Source organism: Sphaerisporangium aureirubrum (assembly GCF_042658925.1).
Classification (GTDB): Bacteria; Actinomycetota; Actinomycetes; order Streptosporangiales; family Streptosporangiaceae; genus Sphaerisporangium; species Sphaerisporangium aureirubrum.
Window position 1 is genome coordinate 35,073 of sequence record NZ_JBHSRF010000046.1, and the last position, 21,292, is coordinate 56,364.

The window sequence follows — 21,292 nt, forward strand, 5'->3', positions numbered from 1 at the left end:
CGCCGGTGAGGCGGACCTCACCGGCGCCCGGGAAAAGGATCAGGCACAGCCCTCGGCGGCGGGCGCGGCGGTGGCCGTGAAGTTCAGGCCGGTGCCGCTGAAGTGCTTGTCGAACAGCGACTTGAGCGTGCCGTCCTGGTACATCTTGGTGATCGCCTTGTTGACGGCCTCGCAGGTGTCCTTGTCGCCCTTCTTCAGGCCGACGCCGTACTTCTCGTCGGTGAACGGCGCGCCGGCGACCTTGAGTGCGCTGCCCTCGCGCTTGGCGTACCCGGCGAGGATCATGTCGTCGGTGGTCACCGCGTCGATGGCGTTGCCCTTGAGCTTGGTGATGCACTCGTCGTAGCCGCCGGCCGGGACCAGCTCCACGTCGATCTTCTTGTTCATCTTGTTGGTGCCCTCGGCGATGTTCTTCCAGGAGTTGGAGCCGGTCACCTGGCAGATGCGCTTGCCCGCGAGGGTGTCGAGCGACGTGATGGACGAGTCGTCCGCCCGGATCAGCGTGTCCTGGTGGGCGATGTAGAACGGCCCGGCGAACGTCACCTTGGGCTTGCGGGCGGCCGTGATGGAGTAGGTCGCGACGATCATGTCGACCTGGCCCTGCTGGAGGAAGGTCTCGCGGTTGGCCGACCGCGCCTCCTTCCAGGTGATGCCGCTCTCGGGGACGCCGAGCTCCTTGGCGATGTACTTCGCCACGTCGACGTCGAAGCCCTCGACGGTGCCGTCCGGTTTCTTCAGGCCCATGCCCGGCTGGTCATACTTGACGCCGATGGTGAGCTTCTTGTCGTCCTGGGCCTTCTGCAGGGCCGTGGTGGGGCCACCGCCGCCGCAGGCGGTGAGGCTTCCGGCCAGCGCCGCGGCGGAAACCAGGACGGCCCCGATCTGTCGTGTACGCATGTGCGTCTCCCTACGGTTTTCTTCGTGACGAACGGTCGGTTTCCGTTTCCGCGCAGGCGGGATGGCGCGTCGGGCCTCGGCGTGGCGAGACCGGGCGTGAGCGTCGTGGCATGGTCAGTGCGTGAGGATCTTGGACAGGAAGTCCTTGGCGCGGTCGGTGCGGGCGTTGGTGAAGAACTCGTCAGGGGTGTTCTCCTCCACGATCTGGCCCTCCGACATGAACACCACGCGGTGGGCGGCGCGGCGCGCGAATCCCATCTCGTGGGTGACGACGACCATCGTCATGCCCTCCCGGGCCAGGCCGACCATGACGTCCAGCACCTCCTGAACCATCTCCGGGTCCAGCGCCGAGGTGGGTTCGTCGAAAAGGATCATCTTAGGGTCCATGGCCAGCGCCCGCGCGATGGCGGTGCGCTGCTGCTGGCCGCCCGAGAGCTGCGCGGGGTACTTGCCCGCCTGGCTGTCGATGCCGACCCGTTCGAGCAGCTCCATGCCCCTCTTCTCGGCCGCGGCGCGGGACATTCCACGCACCTTGATCGGCCCGAGGGTGACGTTCTCAAGAATGGTCTTGTGGGCGAACAGGTTGAACGACTGGAACACCATGCCGACGTCCGACCGCAGCCTGGCCAGGGCCTTGCCCTCGGCGGGCAGGGGCGCGCCGTCGAAGATGATCGTGCCGGAGTCGATGGTCTCCAGGCGGTTCACCGCCCGGCACAGCGTCGACTTGCCGCCCCCCGACGGGCCGATGACCACCACGACCTCGCCCCGGGACACCGTGAGGTTGATGTTCCTGAGCACGTGAAGCGAGCCGAAATGTTTGTTGACGTTCTCGACTCTGACTAGAGGAGTCGCGTCCCCGTTGTCCGTCATGGTGGACAACGTAGGTCGTCAAGGCCGCCGGTCACTAACCGCGCGGTACCGATCGCATCACGGCCTGGTCACGGGGTCGGATAGTGGTCGTACGCAGGCGGAGAAAAGAGGAGGAGCCGGGCCGCGAGGCGTTCCCGGCGCCGCGGAGCGCCTACCCTTGGTTCTTGAGATGACTGTCACCGAGGAGCGCTCCCGGACGTACGAGGTCCGCACGTACGGGTGCCAGATGAACGTCCACGACTCCGAGCGGCTCTCGGGCCTGCTGGAGGACGCCGGATACGTCAGGGCGGGCACCGGCGAGACCGCCGATGTGGTCGTGTTCAACACCTGTGCCGTCCGCGAGAACGCCGACAACAGGTTGTACGGCAACCTCGGCCACCTGCGCCCGGCCAAGATGAGCAACCCCGGCATGCAGATCGCCGTGGGCGGCTGCCTGGCGCAGAAGGACCAGGGCGAGATCGTCCGGCGCGCCCCCTGGGTGGACGTGGTCTTCGGCACCCACAACATCGGGTCCCTGCCTGTGCTGCTGGAGCGGGCGCGCATCGCCCAGGAGGCACAGGTCGAGATCAAGGAGTCGCTCGACGTCTTCCCGAGCACCCTGCCGACCAAGCGCGAGTCGGCGTACGCGGCGTGGGTGTCGGTCTCGGTGGGGTGCAACAACACCTGCACGTTCTGCATCGTCCCCGCGCTGCGCGGCAAGGAGAAGGACCGCCGTCCCGGGGACGTCCTCGCGGAGGTCCGCTCGCTGGTGGAGCTCGGGGTGCTGGAGATCACGCTGCTCGGGCAGAACGTCAACACCTACGGCGTCGAGTTCGGCGACCGGCTCGCGTTCGGCAAGCTGCTGCGCGCCTGCGGCGGCGTCGAGGGGCTGGAGCGGGTCCGGTTCACCTCGCCGCACCCCGCGGCGTTCACCGACGACGTCATCGAGGCGATGGCCGCCACGCCGAACGTCATGCACCAGCTGCACATGCCGCTGCAGTCCGGTTCGGACCGCGTGCTGAAGGCCATGCGGCGGTCGTACCGCGCCGAGCGCTACCTCGGCATCATCGAGCGGGTGCGCGCGGCCATGCCGGACGCCGCCATCTCCACCGACGTCATCGTGGGTTTCCCCGGCGAGACCGAGGAGGACTTCCAGGACACCCTGGAGGTGGTCCGGCGGTCCCGGTTCGCCAACGCCTTCACCTTCCAGTACTCCATCCGGCCCGGCACGCCGGCCGCGACCATGGACGGGCAGGTGCCGAAGGCGGTCGTCCAGGAGCGGTACGAGCGGCTCGTCGCGCTGCAGAACGACATCTCCTGGGCGGAGAACCGCGCCCAGGTGGGCCGCACGCTGGAGGTCCTGGTCGCCGAGGGGGAGGGCCGCAAGGACGAGGCCACCCACCGCATGTCCGGGCGTGCGCCCGACAACCGTCTCGTCCACTTCGTGCCCGAGCTCGCCGGCGGTTCCGCGGCCGCGCCCCGGCCCGGGGACATGGTGACGGTCCAGGTGACCTACGCGGCGCCGCACCACCTGGTGGCCGACGGGCCCGCGCTGGCGATCCGGCGCACCCGGGCGGGGGACGCCTGGGAGGCGGCGGACGCCGCCGCCTGCGGGGTGCCGTCCGAGAGCGGCAAGCCGGGCCCTGTGTCGCTCGGGATGCCGGTCCTGCGCCGCTCCTGATCCACTTTTTCCCAGGGCCGGCTCGTCTCGGTCTTCCCCGGGGCCGCCTCGTCTCAGTGCACCTGGGATGCCGGTCCCGCCCCTGGGGCGGGCTCGTCTTCCGGAGCAATTTTCCGCCGCACCTGTCCCCTCCTTCCGGGGGGCCGGCTCGTCGTTCCGGGGCATCTCGGGATGACGGGTGCCGCTCCGCTCCGATCTCCCCTTTTCCCGTTAGATACGGCATTTCGGACACTCGACGGTGCTCGCCTGGGTAGGCTCGCCGCATCGGTGTGGGTGGTGTGTGCCCTGGGGTCATTGGACCGTTATGAGATCGGTCCAACAGATGACAAGTCGTGATTCTTCCGTGATTGAGGTGCGGTAATGCGACGTTTGGGGCTAGTGTGACGTCCACTCGCGGAAGCCGGAGCGCTTTCCTCCCGATACGCCCGCAGGAGTCAACTACATGGATCGGCACGACCGACCGTCGCCGGGCCGCTATGACGAGTCCAGCCCCCTCCCTGAATCACCTTCCTTCGCCACCGAATACCTGTCGTCCGAGCCGCGGCCGTCCCGTGTCGCCCGCTCGGCCGCCGCGCGCTCCTCGGGCCGCCGCCGCACCCTGGTGATCAGCGCCGCGGCCGCCGTGGTGGCCGCCGCCGTCACCGCCGGAGGTGTTATCGCCCTCACCGGCGGTCCCGGCACCGCCGCCCCCGCCTCCTCCACCGGCAAGCAGGTCGCCGGCCAGGACGCGGAGGACGCGGCCCCGGCCGACGCGGAGACCGACCCCGACGACGCGACGCTCGGTGAGGCCCCCGCCGCCGCGGACCCCGCGGCCGGCGACGCCGGCGCGGGCGCGGCCGGTTCCGGCGGCTCGGGTGGTTCAGGCGGCGGGCAGGACGCGCAGCCCGACGCCCCCGTCCGGGACGGCGACAGCGCCAAGAACAAGCAGGGCGAGGACGCGCAGGCCCCCACCGGGGGCGGCTCGGGTGTGGGACCCGACGGCAACGCCGGCTACGTCGAGCCCCTGCCGCAGCAGCCCAACGCCTTCAAGGGCATCGGCAAGGTGGAGATCCCCGGCCCGGCCGCCACCCCGAAGCCGACGGCCAAGCCCTCGGCCACTCCCACGCCGAAGCCCAAGCCGAAGCCGCGCAAGAAGCCGACCGCGACCCCCACCAAGAAGCCCACCCCGGCTCCCCAGGGTGGCGGCACGCTGGTCACCGCCGAGAACGAGGTCGCGCGCCTGACCAACGAGGCCCGCGCCGACCAGGGCTGCGGCCCGCTGCGCATCGACGAGAAGCTCCGCGCCGCCGCCCGGGGCCACTCCGACGACATGGCCGCCAAGAGCTACTTCGACCACACCTCCGCCGACGGCCGCTCCCCCTGGGACCGCATCAAGGCCGCCGGTTACAAGTCGTCGATGTTCGCCGAGAACATCGCCCGGGGCCAGGCTTCCCCCGAGGCGGTCGTCAAGGCCTGGCTCAACAGCCCCGGCCACCGCGCCAACATCATGAACTGCAAGCTCAAGGCCATCGGCGTGGGCGTCCACTTCGGGTCCGGCGGTCCCTGGTGGACCCAGGACTTCGGCGGCGACTGACCCATCCGTTTCGTCCTTCCCGGCCGGGGTGTCCTCTCGTGGACGCCCCGGCCGGTCCCGTCTCACCCGTGCGTCCCGTGGCGGCCCGTGTCCCTCACACCGGCTAGCCTGATCTTGTGCTCGTCGCCGCCGCAGTGTGCCCGAATCCTCCGCTGATGGCTCCCGAGCTCGCCGGAGAGGCGGCGCCGGAGCTGGACGGGCTGCGGGACGGCTGCGGGCTGGCGATCCGGCGGCTGGCCGCGGCGCGGGCGGACGTGCTCGTCGTCGTGGGCGGGGGAGCGGCGACCGCGGCGTACCCGGGGGAGGCCGCGGGGACGCTGGCCCCGTGGGGCGCCGACGTGCGGGTCGGCGCCGGGAAGCCGGTGCTGCCGCTGTCGGCGACGGTGGGCGGGTGGCTGCTGGACCGTGCCGGGACGCGGCCGTCGGCGTACCAGATCGTGGCGGGGGACGCCGCGCCGCGCGAGTGCCTGGCGCTCGGGGCCGAGCTCGCGGGACGCGCGCCCAGGGTGGCGCTGCTGGTCATGGGGGACGGGTCGGCCAGGCTGACCGTGAAGTCCCCCGGCTACCTCCACCCCGGCGCCGAGGAGTACGACGCGGCCCTGGCGCGGGCCCTCGCCGCGGCGGACACCGCCGCGCTGGCCGCGCTGGACCCGGCGGAGGCGGGCGAGCTCTGGGTGGGGGGCCGGGCGGCGTTCCAGGTCCTCGCGGGGGCCGCGGGGGACACCGGGGCCTTCCACGGCGAGCCGCTGTACGACGAGGCGCCCTACGGGGTCGGCTACCGGGTGGTCTCCTGGAGCCGCGGGGACGCCTGATCGCGGGCCGGAGGTGTCGGCGGGGACCGCTACCGTGAGAGGTGACGCGGTACCGGGACGAAGGGGCGGGAACCGATGACGGACGTCGCGTTCGGCAGCGTGCCGACGCCGCTCGGCGAGTTCCTCGCGGCCGTCACCCCGGACGGCGTGGTGGCGACCGTGTTCCAGGACGGCGACGACGTGCGCCACCGCATGCTGAGCCGCCTCGGCCTCCCCGAGGCCGACGCCCCGGCGCGGACGGCGCCGGTCCGCGAGGAGCTGGCCCGATACTTCGCCGGGGAGCTGCGGGCGTTCACCGTGCCCGTCGACTGGCGCCTGATGTCCCCCCTCCAGCGGAAGGTCCTCGGCACCCTGACCGGCACCGTCGGGTACGGCCGGGTGACCACGTACGGCGCCCTGGCCGAGAGCAGCGGCGCCAAGGTCCCCGCCCGCGCCATCGGCTCGGTGATGGGCAGCAACCCCATCCCCGTCATCGTGCCGTGCCACCGCGTCGTCGCCGGCAACGGCCTCGGCGGCTTCAGCGGCGGCGAGGGCGTGGAGGACAAACGCTGGCTCCTCACCCTGGAGGGCTACCTCCAGCCGGCCCTCGACTGGGACCTGTGATGGCCCCCGGGGCGGCCGGGTCCCCGGTCGTGGCCGTGGTCGGGCCCACGGCGGCGGGGAAGTCCGACCTGGCGGTGGAGCTGGCGCTGCGGCTCGGGGGAGAGGCGATCAACGCCGACTCCATGCAGCTCTACCGGGGGATGGACATCGGCACCGCCAAGCTGACCCCGGCCGAGCGCCGGGGGGTGCCGCACCACCTGCTCGACGTCTGGGACGTCACCGAGACGGCGAGCGTGGCCGAATACCAGCGGATGGCGCGCCCCCTCATCGACCGCATGCTGGCCGCGGGCACGGTGCCCGTGCTGGTCGGCGGCTCCGGGCTGTACGTGCGGGCCACGCTGGACGACCTGGAGTTCCCCGGGACCGACCCGCTGATCCGGGCCCGCCTGGAGACCGAGCTGGCGGAGCTCGGCTCGGGGGCGCTGCACCAGCGGCTCAAGGAGCTCGACCCCGTCGCGGCCGAGGCGGTGCTGCCGAGCAACGGCCGCCGCGTCGTGCGGGCCCTGGAGGTGATCGAGCTGTCCGGCCGCCCCTTCTCGGCGACGATGCCGTCCTACGACGCGGTCTACCCCTCCGTCCAGATCGGCCTCCAGGTCCCGAGGCCCCTGCTGGACGAGCGCATCGCCCTGCGGGTCCACCGCATGTGGGAGGCGGGCTTCCCCGGCGAGGTCCGCGCCCTGGCCGCCCGGGGCCTGGCCGACGGCCGCACGGCGGGCCGCGCCCTCGGCTACGCCCAGGTGCTCCGCTTCCTGGCCGGCGAGTGGACCGAGGACCAGGCCGTCGACGAGACCATCAGGGCGACCCGCCGCTTCGCCCGCCGCCAGGAGTCGTGGTTCCGCCGCGACCCCCGCGTGCACTGGTTGCCTTATGACGACCCCGGCCTCGTCGAGCGGGCCGTCCGGCTGGTGCGGTCCTAGGCCCGCTCCGGGGCGGGACGGTCCGCGGGGGGCGGGCGTAGGATGTTGTGACATGCGGTTCGTCAAGGGGCACGGCACTGAGAACGACTTCGTCATCCTGCCTGATCCGGACGGCGCGCTGGACCTCCCCGCGACGCTGGTCGCGGCGCTGTGCGACCGGCGGGCCGGGATCGGTGCGGACGGCGTACTGCACGTGGTGCCCGCCAAGCTGAGCGCCGAGGCCACCGAGATCCGGGCCCGTGGCGGGTACACCGGGGACGCCGAGTGGTTCATGGACTACCGCAACGCCGACGGCGGCGCGGTCGAGATGTGCGGCAACGGGTTGCGGGTCTTCGCGCGGTACCTGGTCGAGGCCGGGCTGGCCGACCCCGGGGAGTTCGACGTGGTCACCCGGGCGGGGGTGCGCCGGGTGCGCATGGAGCCCGACGGCAGGGTGACCGTCGGCATGGGCCGTCCGCGTGTCGTGGGCGAGAGCTGGGCGACCGTCGCGGGCACCCGCTACCCGGGGCTGGTCGTCGACATGGGGAACCCGCACGTGGCCTGCGTGACCGGTGAGCCGGTGGCCCGGTTCGACCTCGGACCCCAGCCGGGCTTCGACCCCGCGGTGTTCCCGACGGGCGTCAACGTCGAGATGATCAACTCGGTGGGGGACCGGCGGGTCGTCATGCGCGTGCACGAGCGCGGTTGCGGCGAGACCCGTTCCTGCGGCACGGGCGCGGTGGCCTCCGCGGTCGCCGCGGCGCACGCGGCGGGCGAGACCACGGGCGTCTGGACCGTCGAGGTCCTCGGCGGCCTGCTCACCGTCACTCTGGCCGACGACACCAGCCACCTCACCGGCCCCGCCGTCCTGGTCGCCTCCGGCGACTACCCCGCCGCGACCCTCACCTGACGCGGGCGCGGCACGGCGTCCCCGCCCGGCCCCCGCAAACCGGACGCGCCGTGGTGCTCCGCCGTCGCGGCGCTGTGGACAACTTCCGTGACTTCTCGTGCTTCTGGCCGCACGCGGTCATCGGTATCCCCAGCGCACCGCCCGCATGTTTGGGGCACGCCCCCTGAACTGGCAGACTGGCCTGCCATGGACGTTGACATCTGGGCATGGGTGGCGGACACCCAGCGGCAATTGCACGAAGCCGGTAACACCGGTCTGGCCATCGCGCTGGGTGACCTGCCCGCACAGGTCTTCGAGGGCCGTTATGCCCAGCTCGACGTGATGGCACCGGCGGTGGCCCAGCAGGCCGAGTCGCTGGAACTGCCATGGCTCGAATACTTCGCCCGCTACTGGCACCTGCTCAGCCGGGTCGGCGACCGCCACCAGGGCGCCGTGGCCATCGGCGACGCCGACGCCCTGATCGAGTTCTCCCGCCGCGCGGACGTCAAGGAGTGCCCGTCGGCGCCCGCCGCGATCGAGGCGCTCGCCGTCACCCAGGCCAACACCGACGGCCCCGGGTACGCCGCGGACCGCCTGGCCGCCCTCGGCGCGGCCCTGGACGACATGGCGCACGGCTCGGCGGCCTTCTGCGGGCTCGCCGTGCAGTACGTCTCCGCGCTGCTGGACGCCGGGGAGCAGCAGCAGGCCATCGCGTACTACGAGTCCGCCGTGGCCGGGCGCCGCGCCGCGGACGGCCAGGTGAGCTGGGAGCTCGCCGCCATGGGCGTGCGCGCGCTGCTCGCCGTCGGCCGCACCGAGGAGGCGCTCACCGAGCTCGACTCCGCCAAAGATTTCCCCGCCGACGACCCGGTGGCCAAGCCCCACCGCGAGGGCGTGCTGCGCGCGCTGGTGCTCGCCACCGCCGGGCGCCCCACCCCGGCGCTCGAGGCGCTGCCCGACCTCGACGTCATCGGCGACCACCCCCGCGACTGGGTCGAGTGGGCCGGTGCGGTCCGCCTGCTGGACCAGGTGATCGCCAACACCTGGCAGCTCGGCCGGGTCATGCGCCAGTGGATGGGCTACTACGAGGCCATGGGCGTGCACCGCGGCCGGGTCGAGCTCGCCCTCATCGGCGGCCACCTCGCCGTCGGCCGCAAGAGCGTGTGGCAGGCTCGCGCGCTGGCCGACCTCGCCGAGACCTGGACGGGCGACCTGCGGGTGGCCGACGGCGTCGCCGAGCGCGTGGCCGAGCTGCGGGCCGCCGCCGACGCCGTCACGCCGCTGCCCGCCCCGGGCCCGCAGGACGAGCTGGTGGCCTACTTCGACGCCGCCGACGGTCACAACGCCGACCCCGAGCGGTGGGTGGGCTGGTTGTGGCCGCTGTCGGGCACCGACCTCGAGGCCACCCGGCGCCACGCCACCACCCTCGGCTTCCTCGGGTACGCCCCGCTCGGCGCGGACCTGCTGTGGAAGCAGATCGTGGACGACGCCGACCCCGCGACCGCCGACCCCGACGACGTCGGCTACCTCACCGGTGTGCTCATCGAGGCCGAGCAGGACGACCGGGTGGAGCGGTTCGCCGCCATGCTGCCCGACCCGGCCCGCCATCTCGCCCTCGGCCGTCTGCACCGCGCCCGCGAGCGCTGGGAGCAGGCGCGCGACGCGGCCGGCGAGTCGCTGAAGGCCGGCGCGGAGGGCGGTGTCGCGCTGGAGGCGCGCCGCCTGCTCGCCGGTGCGGCGCAGCAGCTCGGCGACAACGCCGGCGGCGCGGCCGTGCTCCGCGAGGTCGTCGAGTCCGGGGCCTCCGAGGAGGAGGACGTCTGGCGCATGATCGTCATGGCGACCGCCGCCGAGGACTGGGCCCTGGTGCGCACCGGCGCGGAGAAGCTCGGCATGGAGATCGAGAGCACCGAGGGCCCCATCGAGGAGGAGTGGCACCTGGTACGGGTGGTGCTCCCCGTCTCCGACGGCAGCCGCCGCGAGGTCCTGTCGGTCCGCACCGGCCCCGCCACCGCCCGGCTACTGATCCCGCAGCCCCGCGGCATGGACTACAACGCGGGCGACGTCATCGTCATCGACCCCCGCCCGCTGGAGCCGGTGCCGGACGACCCCCAGGAGCAGGAGAGCTTCGTCATCCCCTTCTCCGGGGTCTCCATGCTGCGTCCCGGCGGGTACACCAGCTGGTTCTTCGACGGCGCCGCCCCCGACGAGCACGACTGGACCGAGTTCAACGAGGTGCTGGCCGAGCGCGGCTGGCCCATGTGGGTCTACAGCGACGAGAACTACACCGTCACCCACCCCACCTCGGGGGAGCGCCTCCAGGGCGTCTACGGCTGGATCGCCGTGCCGCCCGGCGTCGACTCGGGCGAGCTCGACGCCGTCCTGGACGACGCCACCGAGCGCTGGGTGCACCCCATGGCCTGGCTCGACCTCGCCCGCAGCGCGGGCATCGAGGTGGAGCGTCACGAGCGCATCATCAAGGAGTACGGCCTCTGACCGCGTAGGTCGGATACCTACTGCTTTCATGAGGTTCTCGGGTTATTAACCGGTTTATGGGAGAGTAGGCATTCTCTTTGTCGCAGGTGAGTGGAGGGCTGTAGTGCTGGAGATCGACCGGCTCGGCGCGGTGGTGCGGGACGAGCGTCCGTGGGGGGCCTTCGAGCGGTTCACCCACAACGAGACGTCCACCGTCAAGATCATCGAGGTGGCGGCGGGTCAGCGGCTCAGCCTGCAGCGTCACAAGCACCGTGACGAGCTGTGGGTGGCGCTGGACCCGGGTCTGGTGTTCGAGATCGACGGTGAGCGTGTCGAGCCCTCCGTCGGGGACCGGGTGCTGATCCACGCGGGCCAGACCCACCGCCTGGCCTCCTCCGGCCCCGCCGCCCGCATCCTCGAGGTGGCCTTCGGCCATTTCGACGAGGACGACATCGAGCGCCTCGACGACGCCTACGGCAGAGCCTGACCCATTCGATGAAACGGTCCGTCACCATCCGGTGGCGGACCGTTTTCACCTGGAAGTCACGAAATTTGGCGGTAAAGGGGGCGCCGGGGGGTAACTGCTATACCTAGGTATTACGGGTCCTTTACCTGGGGGTGGGCAGTGGGTCGGCGTGGGACACGGGCGGTCGTGGCCGGGTTGGTGGCGGTGCTGCTGGTGGGGTGCGCGCCCATCGACGCCACCAGTGGCGGCGGCGGAGGAGGAGACGGCGGCGGGGACGGCGGCGCGAAGAGCTCCGGGAGCACCGGGGTCAGCCCCCTGGACAACCCGGACGGCACGGACCCCGGCCTCGGGGCCGTCAAGTCGGACAAGGACCGCTCGGCGGCGGCCAAGGTGATCGAGAAGCTCGACACCAAGGGGCGGGGCCCCAAGACCGGCTACGACCGCGACGAGTTCGGGTACGCGTGGGCCGACAGCGTGGACGGCATCCCGTTCGGCCGCAACGGGTGCGACACCCGCAACGACGTGCTGGCCCGGGACGGCAAAGAGCTGAAGTACCGGTCGGGCTCGGACTGCGTGCTGGTGTCGATGACGCTGCACGACCCCTACACCGGCACGACCATCGAATGGCGCAAGGAGGACGCGGCCGAGGTCCAGATCGACCACGTCATGCCGCTGTCCTACGACTGGCAGATGGGCGCCTCCCGGTGGAGCAGGTCCAAGCGCATGCAGATCGCCAACGACCCGCTGAACCTCATGCCGGTGGACGGCTCGACCAACTCCTCCAAGGGCGACTCGGGACCGGCCACGTGGCTGCCGCCGAACCGGGGGATCCGCTGCGCGTACGTCCTGCGCTTCGCCCAGGTCGCGCTGAAGTACGAACTCGCCGTCACCTCGGCGGACAAGGAGACAATGCTCGCGCAGTGCGCCTGACCGTGCCTTAAGATCGGCCGACCGTAAAGGACGAGTAAAGGCGGACGGCGATGAACGCACGGAAGACAGCGGACGGGCAGGCCGGCGGCGGGGGACGTAGGCGGCTGCTCCTGCGGGGCGTGCTGCTCGCCGTCATCGCGATCGTGGTGCTCGGTTTCGTGGCGAGCGGCTGCACCAAGGTGAGCACGGCGCCGGACGAGGTACTGCTGCACTACGCGGGCGGGCCGTTCGAGCCGATCAAGTTCACCAAGTGCATCACCCCGTCCAGCGGTGCCACGTTCCTCGGCCCCGGCGACACCTCGTACTCCTACCCGTTCGGCCAGCGCACGTTCGACTTCTCCGGTTCCGAGGACGCGGAGTCCAAGCCGATAAGCATCGTGTCCAAGGACAACGTGGAGCTTCAGGTGGCGGGCTCGGCGACGTTCACCCTGAACACCAACTGCGCGGTCCTGCGCCAGTTCCACGAGAAGATCGGCCTGAAGTACGGCGCCTACTTCCAGGGCGAGCGCACCTCCGACGGCTGGCGCCGCATGCTCAACTTCTACTTCAAGCAGCCCCTGGACCGCGCCATGGACGCCGCGTCCCAGGAGTTCGAGTGGAAGAAGCTGTTCAACGACCCGAACGCCAAGCAGCAGTGGGAGCAGCGGGTCGGCCAGCTCGCCCGGCAGTTCATCAGGGACGCGGCCGGGGCCGACTACTTCTGCCAGCCCAACTACGCGGGCAGCGGCGACTGCGGCGACGTGGTGCTGACCATCCAGAAGCCCGAGCCGCCGCAAAGCCTGATCGACGCGCTCGCCGCGGAGCAGGCCGCCAAGCAGCAGAACCTCGCCCAGCAGCAGATCAACACCAAGGTGCAGACCGAGCTGGAGTCGATCAAGGAGCTGGTGAAGGTGCTCGGCCCGCAGGGCGCCATCCTCTGGAAGGCCATCCAGGACGGCCGCGTGCAGGTGGTACCGGTCCCGCAGAACGGCTCCATCAACATCACGCCCCAGCAGCGCTGAACCCCGCCCGAGGCACACCGCGGGGCTGGTGAAACCATGAGTTGATTGGCCGTCCACGCTTGAGGGGGTCTCCGGATGCTGCGCACCCACTACCCCGACGGCGCGCCGTGCTGGCCTGAGCTCACCACTCCCGACCCGGAGACCGCCGCTCGCTTCTACACCGAGATCTTCGGCTGGACCTACCACGGTCTCGGCCCGAAGGTCTGGAACTACACGGTGTGCCTCCTCGACGGCGCGCCGGTCGCGGGCCTGCTGCCGCCGGCCGTCGGCCTGGAGAAGGCGCCGGCGAGGTGGAACGTCTACCTCGCCACCTCCCAGGTCGACGCCTCGGCCGTGCGGGTCCAGGCCAACAACGGCGAGCTGGTCGTCCTGCCGTCCGACGTGCCGGAACTCGGGCGGCTCGCCCTGGCCGTGGACCGCGAGGGCGCGTGCTTCGGCCTCTACGAGAAGGGCAGGGACACCGGCCCCATCCAGTACAAGGATTACGGCGCCTTGTGCTGGAACGAGCTGCACGCCCGCAGCGCCACCGTGGCCGACGTCTTCTACACCGCGCTGTTCGGCTACGAACCGGAGCAGATCGGCGACGGGATCGACTTCGACTACGTGTTGTGGAGCGTGGCCCGGACGCCGGTGGCCGGGCGGCTGCGCATGTCGGAGGACTCGGCGCGCCTGCCGCCGCACTGGAAGAACTACCTGACCGTGCACGACTGCGGGGAGGCCGAGGCGCGGATCCGGCGCGCGGGCGGCAGGGTGCTGATCGGCGCCTACGACATGCCGCACGGCAGGGTCGCCGTGGTCGCCGACCCGGCGGGCGCGATCTTCTGCCTCTGCGAGCACGGCGCCTGCCACGTGATCTAGCGTCCCGGGCCGACCTCGGTGCCGAAGTCCCTGGCGATCTCCCGCATGCCTTCGGCCAGGGCCGCCCTGTCCAGCGACTCGATGCGCTCGGCCGGTCCCGAGATGGACATCGCGGCCACGACCCGGTTCCCGTCCCGCACCGGGACGGCCAGGCAGTGCACGCCGAGTTCCTCCTCGCCCAGATCCACGGCGTAGCCCCGGTCCCGGACCAGCTCCAGCTCGGCGAGCAGCGTGTCCACCGAGGTGACGGTGCGCCCGGTGCGGCGCGGCAGGCCGGTGCGCGCCAGGACGGCCGCCGCGTCCGGCCGGTCCGCCAGCAGCACCTTGCCCACCGCCGTGCTGTGCGGCAGCACCCGCCGCCCCACCTCGGCGAACATCCGCAGCCGGCGCGGCGAGGCCGCCTGCGCGACGTACACCACGAAGTCGCCCTCCAGCACGGCCAGGTTGGCCGTCTCGCCGGACAGCGTCACCATCTTCTCCAGGTACGGCTGCGCCCACACGCCGACCATCCGCTCGGCCACCCCGCCGAGCCGCACCAGGGCCCCGCCGAGGGCGTACCGGCGGTCCGACTCCTGCCGCACATACCCCCGGGCCAGCAGAGCCCTCAGCAGCCGGTGGATGGTCCCGTACGGCAGCCCGGTCCGCGCCGCGATCTCCGACAGCCCCGCCGACCCGCCCCGGTCGGCGAGCGCCTCCAGCACGTCCAGCGCCCGGTCCACGCTCTGCACCGTCGCGCCGCCCCGCGCACGGCCGTCCGGCCCGCTCATCGGCCCCCGCCCCGGGACGCGCCGAGCACGCCGGGCGCGAGGCCCCGCAGGGAGGCGTCCAGCACCTCGGCGGTGTGGGCGACCCGGATGTCCCCGCCCCCGCGCCGCACGGCCGCCGCGATCTGCATGGTGCAGCCGGGGTTGGCCGACACCAGCAGCTCGGCGCCCACCTCGCGCACCCGCTCGGCCTTGCGGTCGCCGAGCTCCCTGGCGGCCTCCGGCTGGAACAGGTTGTAGGTCCCCGCCGACCCGCAGCACATCGACCCCTCGGGGATCTCCCTGAGCACCAGGCCGGGCACGGCGGCGAGCAGCGCCCTCGGCTCGGCCCGCACGCCCTGGGCGTGGGCCAGGTGGCACGCGTCGTGGTAGGCCACGGTGAGGGGCAGCGGGTGGCGCTCGGCGGCCGGTCCGAGCTCGGCCAGGTATTCGGCGAGGTCGGCGAACCGCAGGGCCCGCGCCCGCTCCACCCAGGCCGGGTCGCCGGCGAGCAGCTCGGCGTACTCCTTGGTGCTGGACCCGCACCCGGCCGCGTTCACCACCACGGTGCCGACCCCGGCCCGTTCGAACGTCTCGATGGTGCGCCGCGCGAACCGCGCCGCCTCCTCCGGCCGCCCCGAGTGCACCGACAGCGCGCCGCAGCAGCCCTGCGCGGGCGGGATCACCACGTCGCAGCCCTCCAGGGCCAGCACCCGGACGGTGGCGGCGTTCACCTCGGGGAAGAACTCGCCCTGCACGCACCCGGTGAGCACCCCGACCGTCGCCCGGCGCCGCCCCCGCGCCGCCACCCGCTCGGGCAGCCGCACCCGGCGGGCCACCGGGGGCGCCAGCTCCGCCATGGCCGCCAGCCGCGGGTCCACCCGCTCCAGCACGGGACGGGCCCGCGCCAGGAGCCCCTGGCCCGCCCTCAGGGGCAGCCGCAGCGCCCGCAACCGGCGGGGGTAGGGGAACAGCCCGAACACCAGCGCGCGGAACGCCCGGTCGGCGAACGGCCTGCGCCGTACCCGCTCCACCTCGGCCCTGGCCGACTCGATCAGCCGGTCGTAGCGCACCCCGGAGGGGCACGCGGGCACGCAGGCCATGCATCCGAGGCACGCGTCGAAGTGCCCCGCCATCTCCTCCGTCAGCGGCGTGCCCTCGACGTGCTGCTTCATCAGGTGGATCCGCCCGCGCGGCGAGTCCATCTCCTCGCCCCACAGGGAGTAGGTCGGGCAGGCGGGCAGGCAGAAGCCGCAGTGCACGCAGTCGTCGATCAGCTCAGGGTCCATGGTGTCACCCGGCCTTTCCCGGCATCCGCCCCGGAGCCATCCGCCCCTCGGGGTCGAACCGCTCCTTGACCCGCCGCATCAGCCCGGCCGCCGCCACCGGTCCCCACCGGGCGAACGGCTCGGGCGTCTCCACGGGGGTGGTCCGCACCACCAGTCTCCCGCCGTACCCGGCCAGCGCGTCACGCACCTCGGACACGAACGCGCCCGCCGCCGCCGCGGGCGTGTCCGCGGGCAGCGTGAGCCCGAGGACGGCCGTCGCGGCCGAGCCGCGCGCCCGGACGGGCAGCGGCCCGGCGGCCGCGGCCACCACGCCGAGGGCCGTCCCCAGCGCCGCGGGCGGCACCCTCAGCTCCATGAGGTACTCCCCGGCGGGCGGCAGGCCCCACCAGGGGGGCGGGGACACGGCGGGCGGGGTGCCGGCGCCGAGAAGGTCGCCCGCGGCCTTGGCGCGCTCCTCGGCCGCGACGCCCTCGATGAGCACGGCCACCGTCGCGGGGCCGTCGAGGCCCGGCACGTCGATCTCGACGGCGCTCGGGTCGAGCTGCGACCCGGCCACGGCCTCGGCGGCGGCCAGGCGGCGGGGGTCGGGCACGGTCGCGGTGACCCAGGCGCGGGCGGCGGGCAGCGGGTGCAGCCGGAAGGTGGCCTCGGTGATCACGCCGAGGGTGCCGAGGGAACCGGCGAACAGCTTGCCGAGGTCGTAGCCCGCGACGTTCTTGACGACCTTGCCGCCGGACCTGGCGACGGTGCCGTCGGCCAGCACCACCGTGATCCCGATGAGCAGGTCGCGCCCGGTGCCGTACCGCAGGCGCCGCGGCCCGGCGGCCCCGGCGGCGAGCACGCCGCCGACGGTGGCCGGGCCGGGCGGCACGTCCAGCGCGAGCTCCTGCCCGCTCGCCGCCAGGACCCGCCCGAGCGTGTCGGCCCGCAGGCCGGCCTCCACCCGGACGACCAGGTCCCCGGCCACGTGTTCCACGACGCGGTCCAGGCGGCGGGTGTCCAGCAGCAGCCCGCAGCGCTCCGGCGGGCCGCCCCAGCCGAGCTTCGTGGCGCCGCCGGCGGGAACCACGGCGAGCCCCTGCCGGGCGGCGGCCCGCAGCACCGCCGAGACCTCCTCGGTGGACGCGGGAGAGGCGACCCAGCGCGGCACCACCCCGGCGACCGCGTCGTCCGGCCCGGCGTCCCGCACGGCCGCCCCGGTCGCGGCCAGCGCCGCCGCGGCGTTCACGTCCGGCCCCGCGCGCCGTGGGCCGGGGAGGGGGGAGCGAGGGAAGGCATCAGAACAGATCCGCCTCTCCGGAGGCGACCAGGGGATGGACGCCCTTGCGGACGCCCGGGGCCTCCCCGCACAGGCGCGGGGTGGGGAAGATCTTGCCGGGGTTGGACAGGTTGCGGGGATCGAAGGCGCAGCGCACCAGCTGCATGGTGTCCAGGTCCTCCGGTGTGAACATCGCGGGCATGTGCTTAGCCTTGTCCACCCCCACGCCGTGCTCGCCCGTGATGGACCCTCCGTTCGCGACGCACAGCCCGAGGATCTCCCCGGAGACCCGCTCGGCCCGCTCGCCCGCCCCTTCCTCGGCGTCGTCGAACAGCACCAGCGGATGCAGGTTGCCGTCCCCGGCGTGGAACACGTTCGCCACCCGGATGCCGAACCGCTCCGACAGCTCCTCGATGCCCGCGAGCACCCGGGGCAGCGCGGTGCGCGGCACCACGCCGTCCTGCACGAGGTAGGCGGGGCTGATCCGCCCCACGGCCGCGAACGCCGACCGCCGCCCCTTCCAGATCGCCGCCCGCTCGGCGGGGTCGTCGGCCACCCGCAGCTCGAACGCGCCGCTGCGGCGGCACAGGTCCTGGACGCGGGCGAACTGGTGCGCCACCTCGGCCGACGGGCCGTCCAGCTCGACGATCAGCACCGCCCCGGCGCCCGCCGGGTAGTCGCAGCGCACCGCCGCCTCGGCCGCCTCGATGGCGAGCGCGTCCATCATCTCGATGGCGGCGGGCACGATGCCCGCGGCGATGATCTCGGACACGGCCGTGCCGCCGGACTCCACGTCGGGGAACGCGGCGAGCAGCGTGGTCACCGTCTCCGGCGCGCGGGTCAGCCGTACCGTGATCTTGGTGGCGATGCCGAGCGTGCCCTCCGAGCCGATGAACGCGCCGAGCAGGTCGTACCCGGGATCGGCGGCGTCCAGCGTCACGATCTCGCCCTGCGGGGTGACCAGCTCCACCGCCAGCACGTGGTTCACCGTGAAGCCGTACTTCAGGCAGTGCGCCCCGCCGGAGTTTTCCGCGACGTTGCCGCCGATCGAGCAGACCTGCTGGCTGGAGGGGTCGGGCGCGTAGTAGTAGCCGTACGGCCGCGCCGCCTCGGTGATCGCGAGGTTGGTCACCCCCGGCTCCACGACCGCGCGGCGGTTCGGGACGTCGACCTCCAGGATCCGCCGCATCCGCGACATCACGATCAGCACGCCGTCGGTGCGCGGCAGCACGCCGCCGGACAGGCCGGTGCCCGCGCCGCGGGCCACGAACGGCGTGCCCGCCGCGTCGCACTCCCGGACCACCGCCGCCACCTGCTCGGCCGTCTCCGGCAGCACCACCACGGCGGGCGTCGCGCGGTGGTAGGTCAGCCCGTCGCACTCGTAGGTGCGCAGCCGCACCGGGTCGGTGATCACCGACCCGGGCCCGAACAGGCCGAGGAGCCGGGCCGTCAGCCCGGCGATCGGGGACGGCGCGGCGGTCATGGCATGCGGGCGTAGGCGGGCAGGGTCAGGAACTCGGCGAAGTCGTCGTCCAGCGCGACCTCCTTGAACAGCTCGGCGGCCTGCTCCAGGCGCCCGGCGTCGAAGCCGGGCTCCTCGCGCATCCCGGCGAGCTCCTCGGCGATCACCTGTTCCACCAGCTCCCGGGTGACCACCTTCCCGGTGTCGGCGAGCCGGATGTCGTTGTGGATCCACTGCCAGATCTGCGAGCGGGAGATCTCGGCGGTCGCGGCGTCCTCCATGAGGTTGTGGATGGCCGCGGCGCCGGTGCCGCCCATCCACGCCGCCAGGTAGCGCAGCGCCACGTCCACGTTGTTGCGCAGCCCCGCCTCGGTGATCTCGCCGGGGGTCTTGGACACCGCCAGCAGGTCGGCGGGGCTCACCGAGACGTCCTCACGCAGCCGGTCCAGCTGGTTCGGCCGGTCGCCGAGCACGGAGTCGAACACCTCGCGGCAGACCGGCACCAGGTCGGGGTGGGCCACCCAGGAGCCGTCGAAGCCGTCGCCGGACTCGCGGGTCTTGTCGGCGCGGACCTTCTCCAGCGCCACCTTGTTGACCTCGGGGTCGCGGCGGGAGGGGATGAACGCCGCCATGCCCCCGATCGCGTGCGCGCCGCGCCGGTGGCAGGTGCGCACCAGGAGCTCGGTGTAGGCGCGCATGAACGGGGCCGTCATGGTGACCGCGTTGCGCTCGGGCAGCAGGAACTCCCGGCCCCGGGTGCGGAACTTCTTGATCACGCTGAACAGGTAGTCCCACCGGCCGGCGTTCAGGCCGGCCGAGTGGTCGCGCAGCTCGTAGAGGATCTCGTCCATCTCGAACGCGGCCGGATAGGTCTCGATCAGCACGGTGGCCCTGATGGTGCCGTGCGGCACGCCGAGCAGCTCCTGCGCCCGGGTGAACACGTCGTTCCAGAGCCGCGCCTCGAGGTAGGACTCCATCTTGGGCAGGTAGTAGTACGGCCCGCGGCCCTTGGCGATCTGCCGGGCGGCGCAGTGGAAGAAGTACAGGCCGAAGTCGAACAGCGACGCGGAGAACGGCTCGCCGTCCACCACCACGTGCTTCTCGGTGAGGTGCCAGCCGCGCGGGCGGACCACCACGGTGGCCAGCTCGTCGTCGGGGCGCAGCGCGTACCGCTTGCCGCCCGCGTCGAAGTCGATGGTGCGGTCCAGGGCGTCGCGCAGGTTGAGCTGGCCGTTGATCACGTTCTCCCACAGCGGGGAGTTGGCGTCCTCGAAGTCGGCGAGCCAGACCTTGGCGCCGGAGTTGAGCGCGTTGACGGTCATCTTGCGGTCGACCGGGCCGGTGATCTCGACTCGCCGGTCCTCGAGGCCGGGTGCCGGGGCTGCGACCCGCCACGAGCCGTCCTCACGGATCTCCCTGGTCTCGGCGGGGAAGTCCAGCGTGCCGCCCGCGGACAGGCCGGCCTGGCGGGCCTGGCGGACGTCCAGCAGCTCGCGGCGGCGGCCGTCGAACTCCCTTTGCAGGGCGGTGACGAAGTCCAGGGCCTCCGGCGTGAGGATCTGGTCGAAACGGTCGAGCATGGGGCCCTTGATGTCGACGCCGTCCATGGGCTTCCCTTCTGGGTTTCCATGATATGGAAAATCTGTTCTGAATCGCGGAATCGACGCTACTTCATGGCTGTCTCAGGGGTCAACGCGGACTCCGGTGAGGGTCGGGCCAGGGTCTGTCTCGGGGCCTTCCCCGATGGAGCGCGGCCATGCGGGACGGCATTCTCACAGCATGACCAAGACGACACCGGTGATCGCCGCCGGAGCGGTGCTCTGCGCCGGAATCCTGCTGAGCGGCTGCGGGCTGAGCACCATCGCCTCGCCCACCAAGAGTGAGACCAAGGGATACGACGTGACCGGCTCGGTGACCGCGCTCGACGTGGAGGCGGGGTCCGGCGCCATCGTGGTCGTCGGGAGCTCCCGCACCGGGGTCCGGGTGACCGAGACGCTGCACTGGAAGGGCGACCGGCCCGCCGCCGCGCACCCCGTCGACGGCGGCACGCTGCGGCTCTCCTACGAGTGCAAGGGCGACGACTGGGCCTGCGGGGTGGACTACCGCGTGGAGGTCCCCGAGGGGATGAGGGTCAGGGTCAAGACCGGCTCCGGCGACATCACCCTGCGCGCCATCGGGGGCGACCTCGACGCGTTCACCGGCTCCGGGGAGATCGACGCCAACCAGCTGGCGGGCAAGCGGGCGATCGCCGAGACCGGCTCGGGCGACGTCGAGCTGCGCTTCGCCGGGGTGCCGGACGACGTCCAGGTGAGCACCGGCTCCGGCACCGGCGTCGTCCGGGTGCCCTCCGGCAGCTACCAGGTGACGGCGAACACCGGATCCGGCGACCGGACGGTCGACGTCTCCACCGACGACGTCTCCCCGCACCGCATCGTCGTGAAGACCGGCTCGGGCGACGCCAAGGTGCTCAAGGCCTGACCCGGGAGGGCACGAGCGGAAACCCCGGTGATAAGTAGGTGAAACCGTCGGGCCCGCGTGGCACCATCGGGGAAGACACCGCAGGTGCGTCAGTGTTGGACTGAGTGAAGCGGTGAGCCCAACGAGCGCCGA

19 protein-coding genes are annotated in these 21,292 nt (G+C 72.6%); 12 read left to right on the forward strand and 7 right to left on the reverse strand.

Annotated elements, in window-relative coordinates:
- Window positions 1-39: 39 nt before the first annotated feature.
- Both ACFP1K_RS26010 and ACFP1K_RS26015 read right to left on the reverse strand, forming a co-directional pair.
- The gene (locus ACFP1K_RS26010) at window positions 40-897 is read right to left on the reverse strand and encodes a glutamate ABC transporter substrate-binding protein (RefSeq protein ID WP_380757910.1); all 858 of its coding nucleotides are present in this window, start codon (window positions 895-897) and stop codon (window positions 40-42) included.
- 114 nt (window positions 898-1,011) lie between these two features.
- On the reverse strand, window positions 1,012-1,767 hold the full coding sequence (locus ACFP1K_RS26015) for an amino acid ABC transporter ATP-binding protein (protein WP_380757912.1): 756 nt from the start codon (window positions 1,765-1,767) through the stop codon (window positions 1,012-1,014).
- 169 nt (window positions 1,768-1,936) lie between these two features.
- Here ACFP1K_RS26015 and miaB point away from each other — a divergent pair, with 169 nt between their 5' ends.
- The 11 genes from miaB (at window position 1,937) to ACFP1K_RS26070 (ending at window position 13,930) form a co-directional block, all read left to right on the forward strand.
- Window positions 1,937-3,427: a tRNA (N6-isopentenyl adenosine(37)-C2)-methylthiotransferase MiaB gene (miaB, locus tag ACFP1K_RS26020; RefSeq protein WP_380757914.1), complete on the forward strand. Its 1,491-nt coding sequence runs from the start codon at window positions 1,937-1,939 to the stop codon at window positions 3,425-3,427.
- Window positions 3,428-3,869: 442 nt separating this feature from the next.
- Window positions 3,870-5,000 carry a CAP domain-containing protein gene (locus tag ACFP1K_RS26025; RefSeq protein ID WP_380757916.1) on the forward strand — a complete coding sequence of 377 codons (1,131 nt, stop codon included), beginning with the start codon at window positions 3,870-3,872 and terminating at the stop codon, window positions 4,998-5,000.
- 155 nt (window positions 5,001-5,155) lie between these two features.
- Window positions 5,156-5,812, forward strand: a complete 657-nt coding sequence (locus tag ACFP1K_RS26030; protein ID WP_380757919.1) for a hypothetical protein — start codon at window positions 5,156-5,158, stop codon at window positions 5,810-5,812.
- A gap of 75 nt (window positions 5,813-5,887) precedes the next feature.
- Complete coding sequence (locus ACFP1K_RS26035) at window positions 5,888-6,415, forward strand: methylated-DNA--[protein]-cysteine S-methyltransferase (RefSeq protein WP_380757921.1); 528 nt, start codon at window positions 5,888-5,890, stop codon at window positions 6,413-6,415.
- Window positions 6,415-7,332, forward strand: a complete 918-nt coding sequence (gene miaA / locus ACFP1K_RS26040; protein ID WP_380757923.1) for a tRNA (adenosine(37)-N6)-dimethylallyltransferase MiaA — start codon at window positions 6,415-6,417, stop codon at window positions 7,330-7,332. The genes ACFP1K_RS26035 and miaA overlap by 1 nt, the downstream gene beginning before the upstream one ends.
- Window positions 7,333-7,384: 52 nt before the next feature.
- Window positions 7,385-8,221 carry a diaminopimelate epimerase gene (dapF, locus tag ACFP1K_RS26045; RefSeq protein WP_380757925.1) on the forward strand — a complete coding sequence of 279 codons (837 nt, stop codon included), beginning with the start codon at window positions 7,385-7,387 and terminating at the stop codon, window positions 8,219-8,221.
- A 186-nt stretch (window positions 8,222-8,407) separates the two neighbouring features.
- On the forward strand, window positions 8,408-10,696 hold the full coding sequence (locus ACFP1K_RS26050; protein WP_380757928.1) for a tetratricopeptide repeat protein: 2,289 nt from the start codon (window positions 8,408-8,410) through the stop codon (window positions 10,694-10,696).
- Window positions 10,697-10,799: 103 nt separating this feature from the next.
- A complete protein-coding gene (locus ACFP1K_RS26055; RefSeq protein ID WP_380757930.1) occupies window positions 10,800-11,162 on the forward strand; it encodes a phosphomannose isomerase type II C-terminal cupin domain in 363 nt (120 codons plus the stop codon).
- A gap of 165 nt (window positions 11,163-11,327) precedes the next feature.
- The gene (locus tag ACFP1K_RS26060; RefSeq protein WP_380757932.1) at window positions 11,328-12,071 is read left to right on the forward strand and encodes an HNH endonuclease family protein; all 744 of its coding nucleotides are present in this window, start codon (window positions 11,328-11,330) and stop codon (window positions 12,069-12,071) included.
- Between the two features lie 50 nt (window positions 12,072-12,121).
- The gene (locus tag ACFP1K_RS26065) at window positions 12,122-13,072 is read left to right on the forward strand and encodes an SPFH domain-containing protein (protein WP_380757935.1); all 951 of its coding nucleotides are present in this window, start codon (window positions 12,122-12,124) and stop codon (window positions 13,070-13,072) included.
- 75 nt (window positions 13,073-13,147) lie between these two features.
- Complete coding sequence (locus tag ACFP1K_RS26070) at window positions 13,148-13,930, forward strand: VOC family protein (protein WP_380757937.1); 783 nt, start codon at window positions 13,148-13,150, stop codon at window positions 13,928-13,930.
- Here ACFP1K_RS26070 and ACFP1K_RS26075 read toward each other — a convergent pair.
- Genes ACFP1K_RS26075 through aceB form a run of 5 tightly spaced genes read right to left on the reverse strand, consistent with a single transcriptional unit; the run spans window position 13,927 to window position 20,289 of the window.
- Window positions 13,927-14,697, reverse strand: a complete 771-nt coding sequence (locus ACFP1K_RS26075) for an IclR family transcriptional regulator (RefSeq protein WP_380757939.1) — start codon at window positions 14,695-14,697, stop codon at window positions 13,927-13,929. The two genes, ACFP1K_RS26070 and ACFP1K_RS26075, sit on opposite strands and share 4 nt — an antisense overlap.
- Window positions 14,694-15,962: a (Fe-S)-binding protein gene (locus tag ACFP1K_RS26080; protein WP_380757941.1), complete on the reverse strand. Its 1,269-nt coding sequence runs from the start codon at window positions 15,960-15,962 to the stop codon at window positions 14,694-14,696. Before ACFP1K_RS26080 ends, ACFP1K_RS26075 begins: the two co-directional genes overlap by 4 nt.
- A 4-nt stretch (window positions 15,963-15,966) precedes the next feature.
- Window positions 15,967-17,190 carry an FAD-binding oxidoreductase gene (locus tag ACFP1K_RS26085; RefSeq protein WP_380757944.1) on the reverse strand — a complete coding sequence of 408 codons (1,224 nt, stop codon included), beginning with the start codon at window positions 17,188-17,190 and terminating at the stop codon, window positions 15,967-15,969.
- A gap of 49 nt (window positions 17,191-17,239) precedes the next feature.
- Window positions 17,240-18,703 (reverse strand): FAD-linked oxidase C-terminal domain-containing protein, encoded by a 1,464-nt coding sequence (locus ACFP1K_RS26090; RefSeq protein ID WP_380757946.1) that lies wholly within the window; start codon window positions 18,701-18,703, stop codon window positions 17,240-17,242.
- Window positions 18,700-20,289: a malate synthase A gene (gene aceB, locus ACFP1K_RS26095; protein WP_380757948.1), complete on the reverse strand. Its 1,590-nt coding sequence runs from the start codon at window positions 20,287-20,289 to the stop codon at window positions 18,700-18,702. The genes ACFP1K_RS26090 and aceB overlap by 4 nt, the downstream gene beginning before the upstream one ends.
- A 172-nt stretch (window positions 20,290-20,461) precedes the next feature.
- On the opposite strand from aceB, the gene ACFP1K_RS26100 reads away from it, so the two are divergent.
- Window positions 20,462-21,160 carry a DUF4097 family beta strand repeat-containing protein gene (locus ACFP1K_RS26100; protein ID WP_380757950.1) on the forward strand — a complete coding sequence of 233 codons (699 nt, stop codon included), beginning with the start codon at window positions 20,462-20,464 and terminating at the stop codon, window positions 21,158-21,160.
- Window positions 21,161-21,292 lie beyond the last annotated feature (132 nt).

Bases quoted from the DNA above. Each gene is read 5' to 3' on its own strand.
- dapF (WP_380757925.1), top strand. From the start codon at position 7,385: ATGCGGTTCGTCAAGGGGCACGGCACTGAGAACGACTTCGTCATCCTG.
- ACFP1K_RS26100 (WP_380757950.1), top strand. From the start codon at position 20,462: ATGACCAAGACGACACCGGTGATCGCCGCCGGAGCGGTGCTCTGCGCC.
- ACFP1K_RS26035 (WP_380757921.1), top strand. From the start codon at position 5,888: ATGACGGACGTCGCGTTCGGCAGCGTGCCGACGCCGCTCGGCGAGTTC.
- ACFP1K_RS26090 (WP_380757946.1), bottom strand. From the start codon at position 18,703: ATGACCGCCGCGCCGTCCCCGATCGCCGGGCTGACGGCCCGGCTCCTC.
- ACFP1K_RS26050 (WP_380757928.1), top strand. From the start codon at position 8,408: ATGGACGTTGACATCTGGGCATGGGTGGCGGACACCCAGCGGCAATTG.
- miaB (WP_380757914.1), top strand. From the start codon at position 1,937: ATGACTGTCACCGAGGAGCGCTCCCGGACGTACGAGGTCCGCACGTAC.
- ACFP1K_RS26015 (WP_380757912.1), bottom strand. From the start codon at position 1,767: ATGACGGACAACGGGGACGCGACTCCTCTAGTCAGAGTCGAGAACGTC.
- ACFP1K_RS26070 (WP_380757937.1), top strand. From the start codon at position 13,148: ATGCTGCGCACCCACTACCCCGACGGCGCGCCGTGCTGGCCTGAGCTC.
- ACFP1K_RS26025 (WP_380757916.1), top strand. From the start codon at position 3,870: ATGGATCGGCACGACCGACCGTCGCCGGGCCGCTATGACGAGTCCAGC.
- aceB (WP_380757948.1), bottom strand. From the start codon at position 20,289: ATGGACGGCGTCGACATCAAGGGCCCCATGCTCGACCGTTTCGACCAG.
- ACFP1K_RS26080 (WP_380757941.1), bottom strand. From the start codon at position 15,962: ATGGACCCTGAGCTGATCGACGACTGCGTGCACTGCGGCTTCTGCCTG.
- ACFP1K_RS26030 (WP_380757919.1), top strand. From the start codon at position 5,156: ATGGCTCCCGAGCTCGCCGGAGAGGCGGCGCCGGAGCTGGACGGGCTG.
- ACFP1K_RS26065 (WP_380757935.1), top strand. From the start codon at position 12,122: ATGAACGCACGGAAGACAGCGGACGGGCAGGCCGGCGGCGGGGGACGT.
- miaA (WP_380757923.1), top strand. From the start codon at position 6,415: ATGGCCCCCGGGGCGGCCGGGTCCCCGGTCGTGGCCGTGGTCGGGCCC.
- ACFP1K_RS26010 (WP_380757910.1), bottom strand. From the start codon at position 897: ATGCGTACACGACAGATCGGGGCCGTCCTGGTTTCCGCCGCGGCGCTG.
- ACFP1K_RS26075 (WP_380757939.1), bottom strand. From the start codon at position 14,697: ATGAGCGGGCCGGACGGCCGTGCGCGGGGCGGCGCGACGGTGCAGAGC.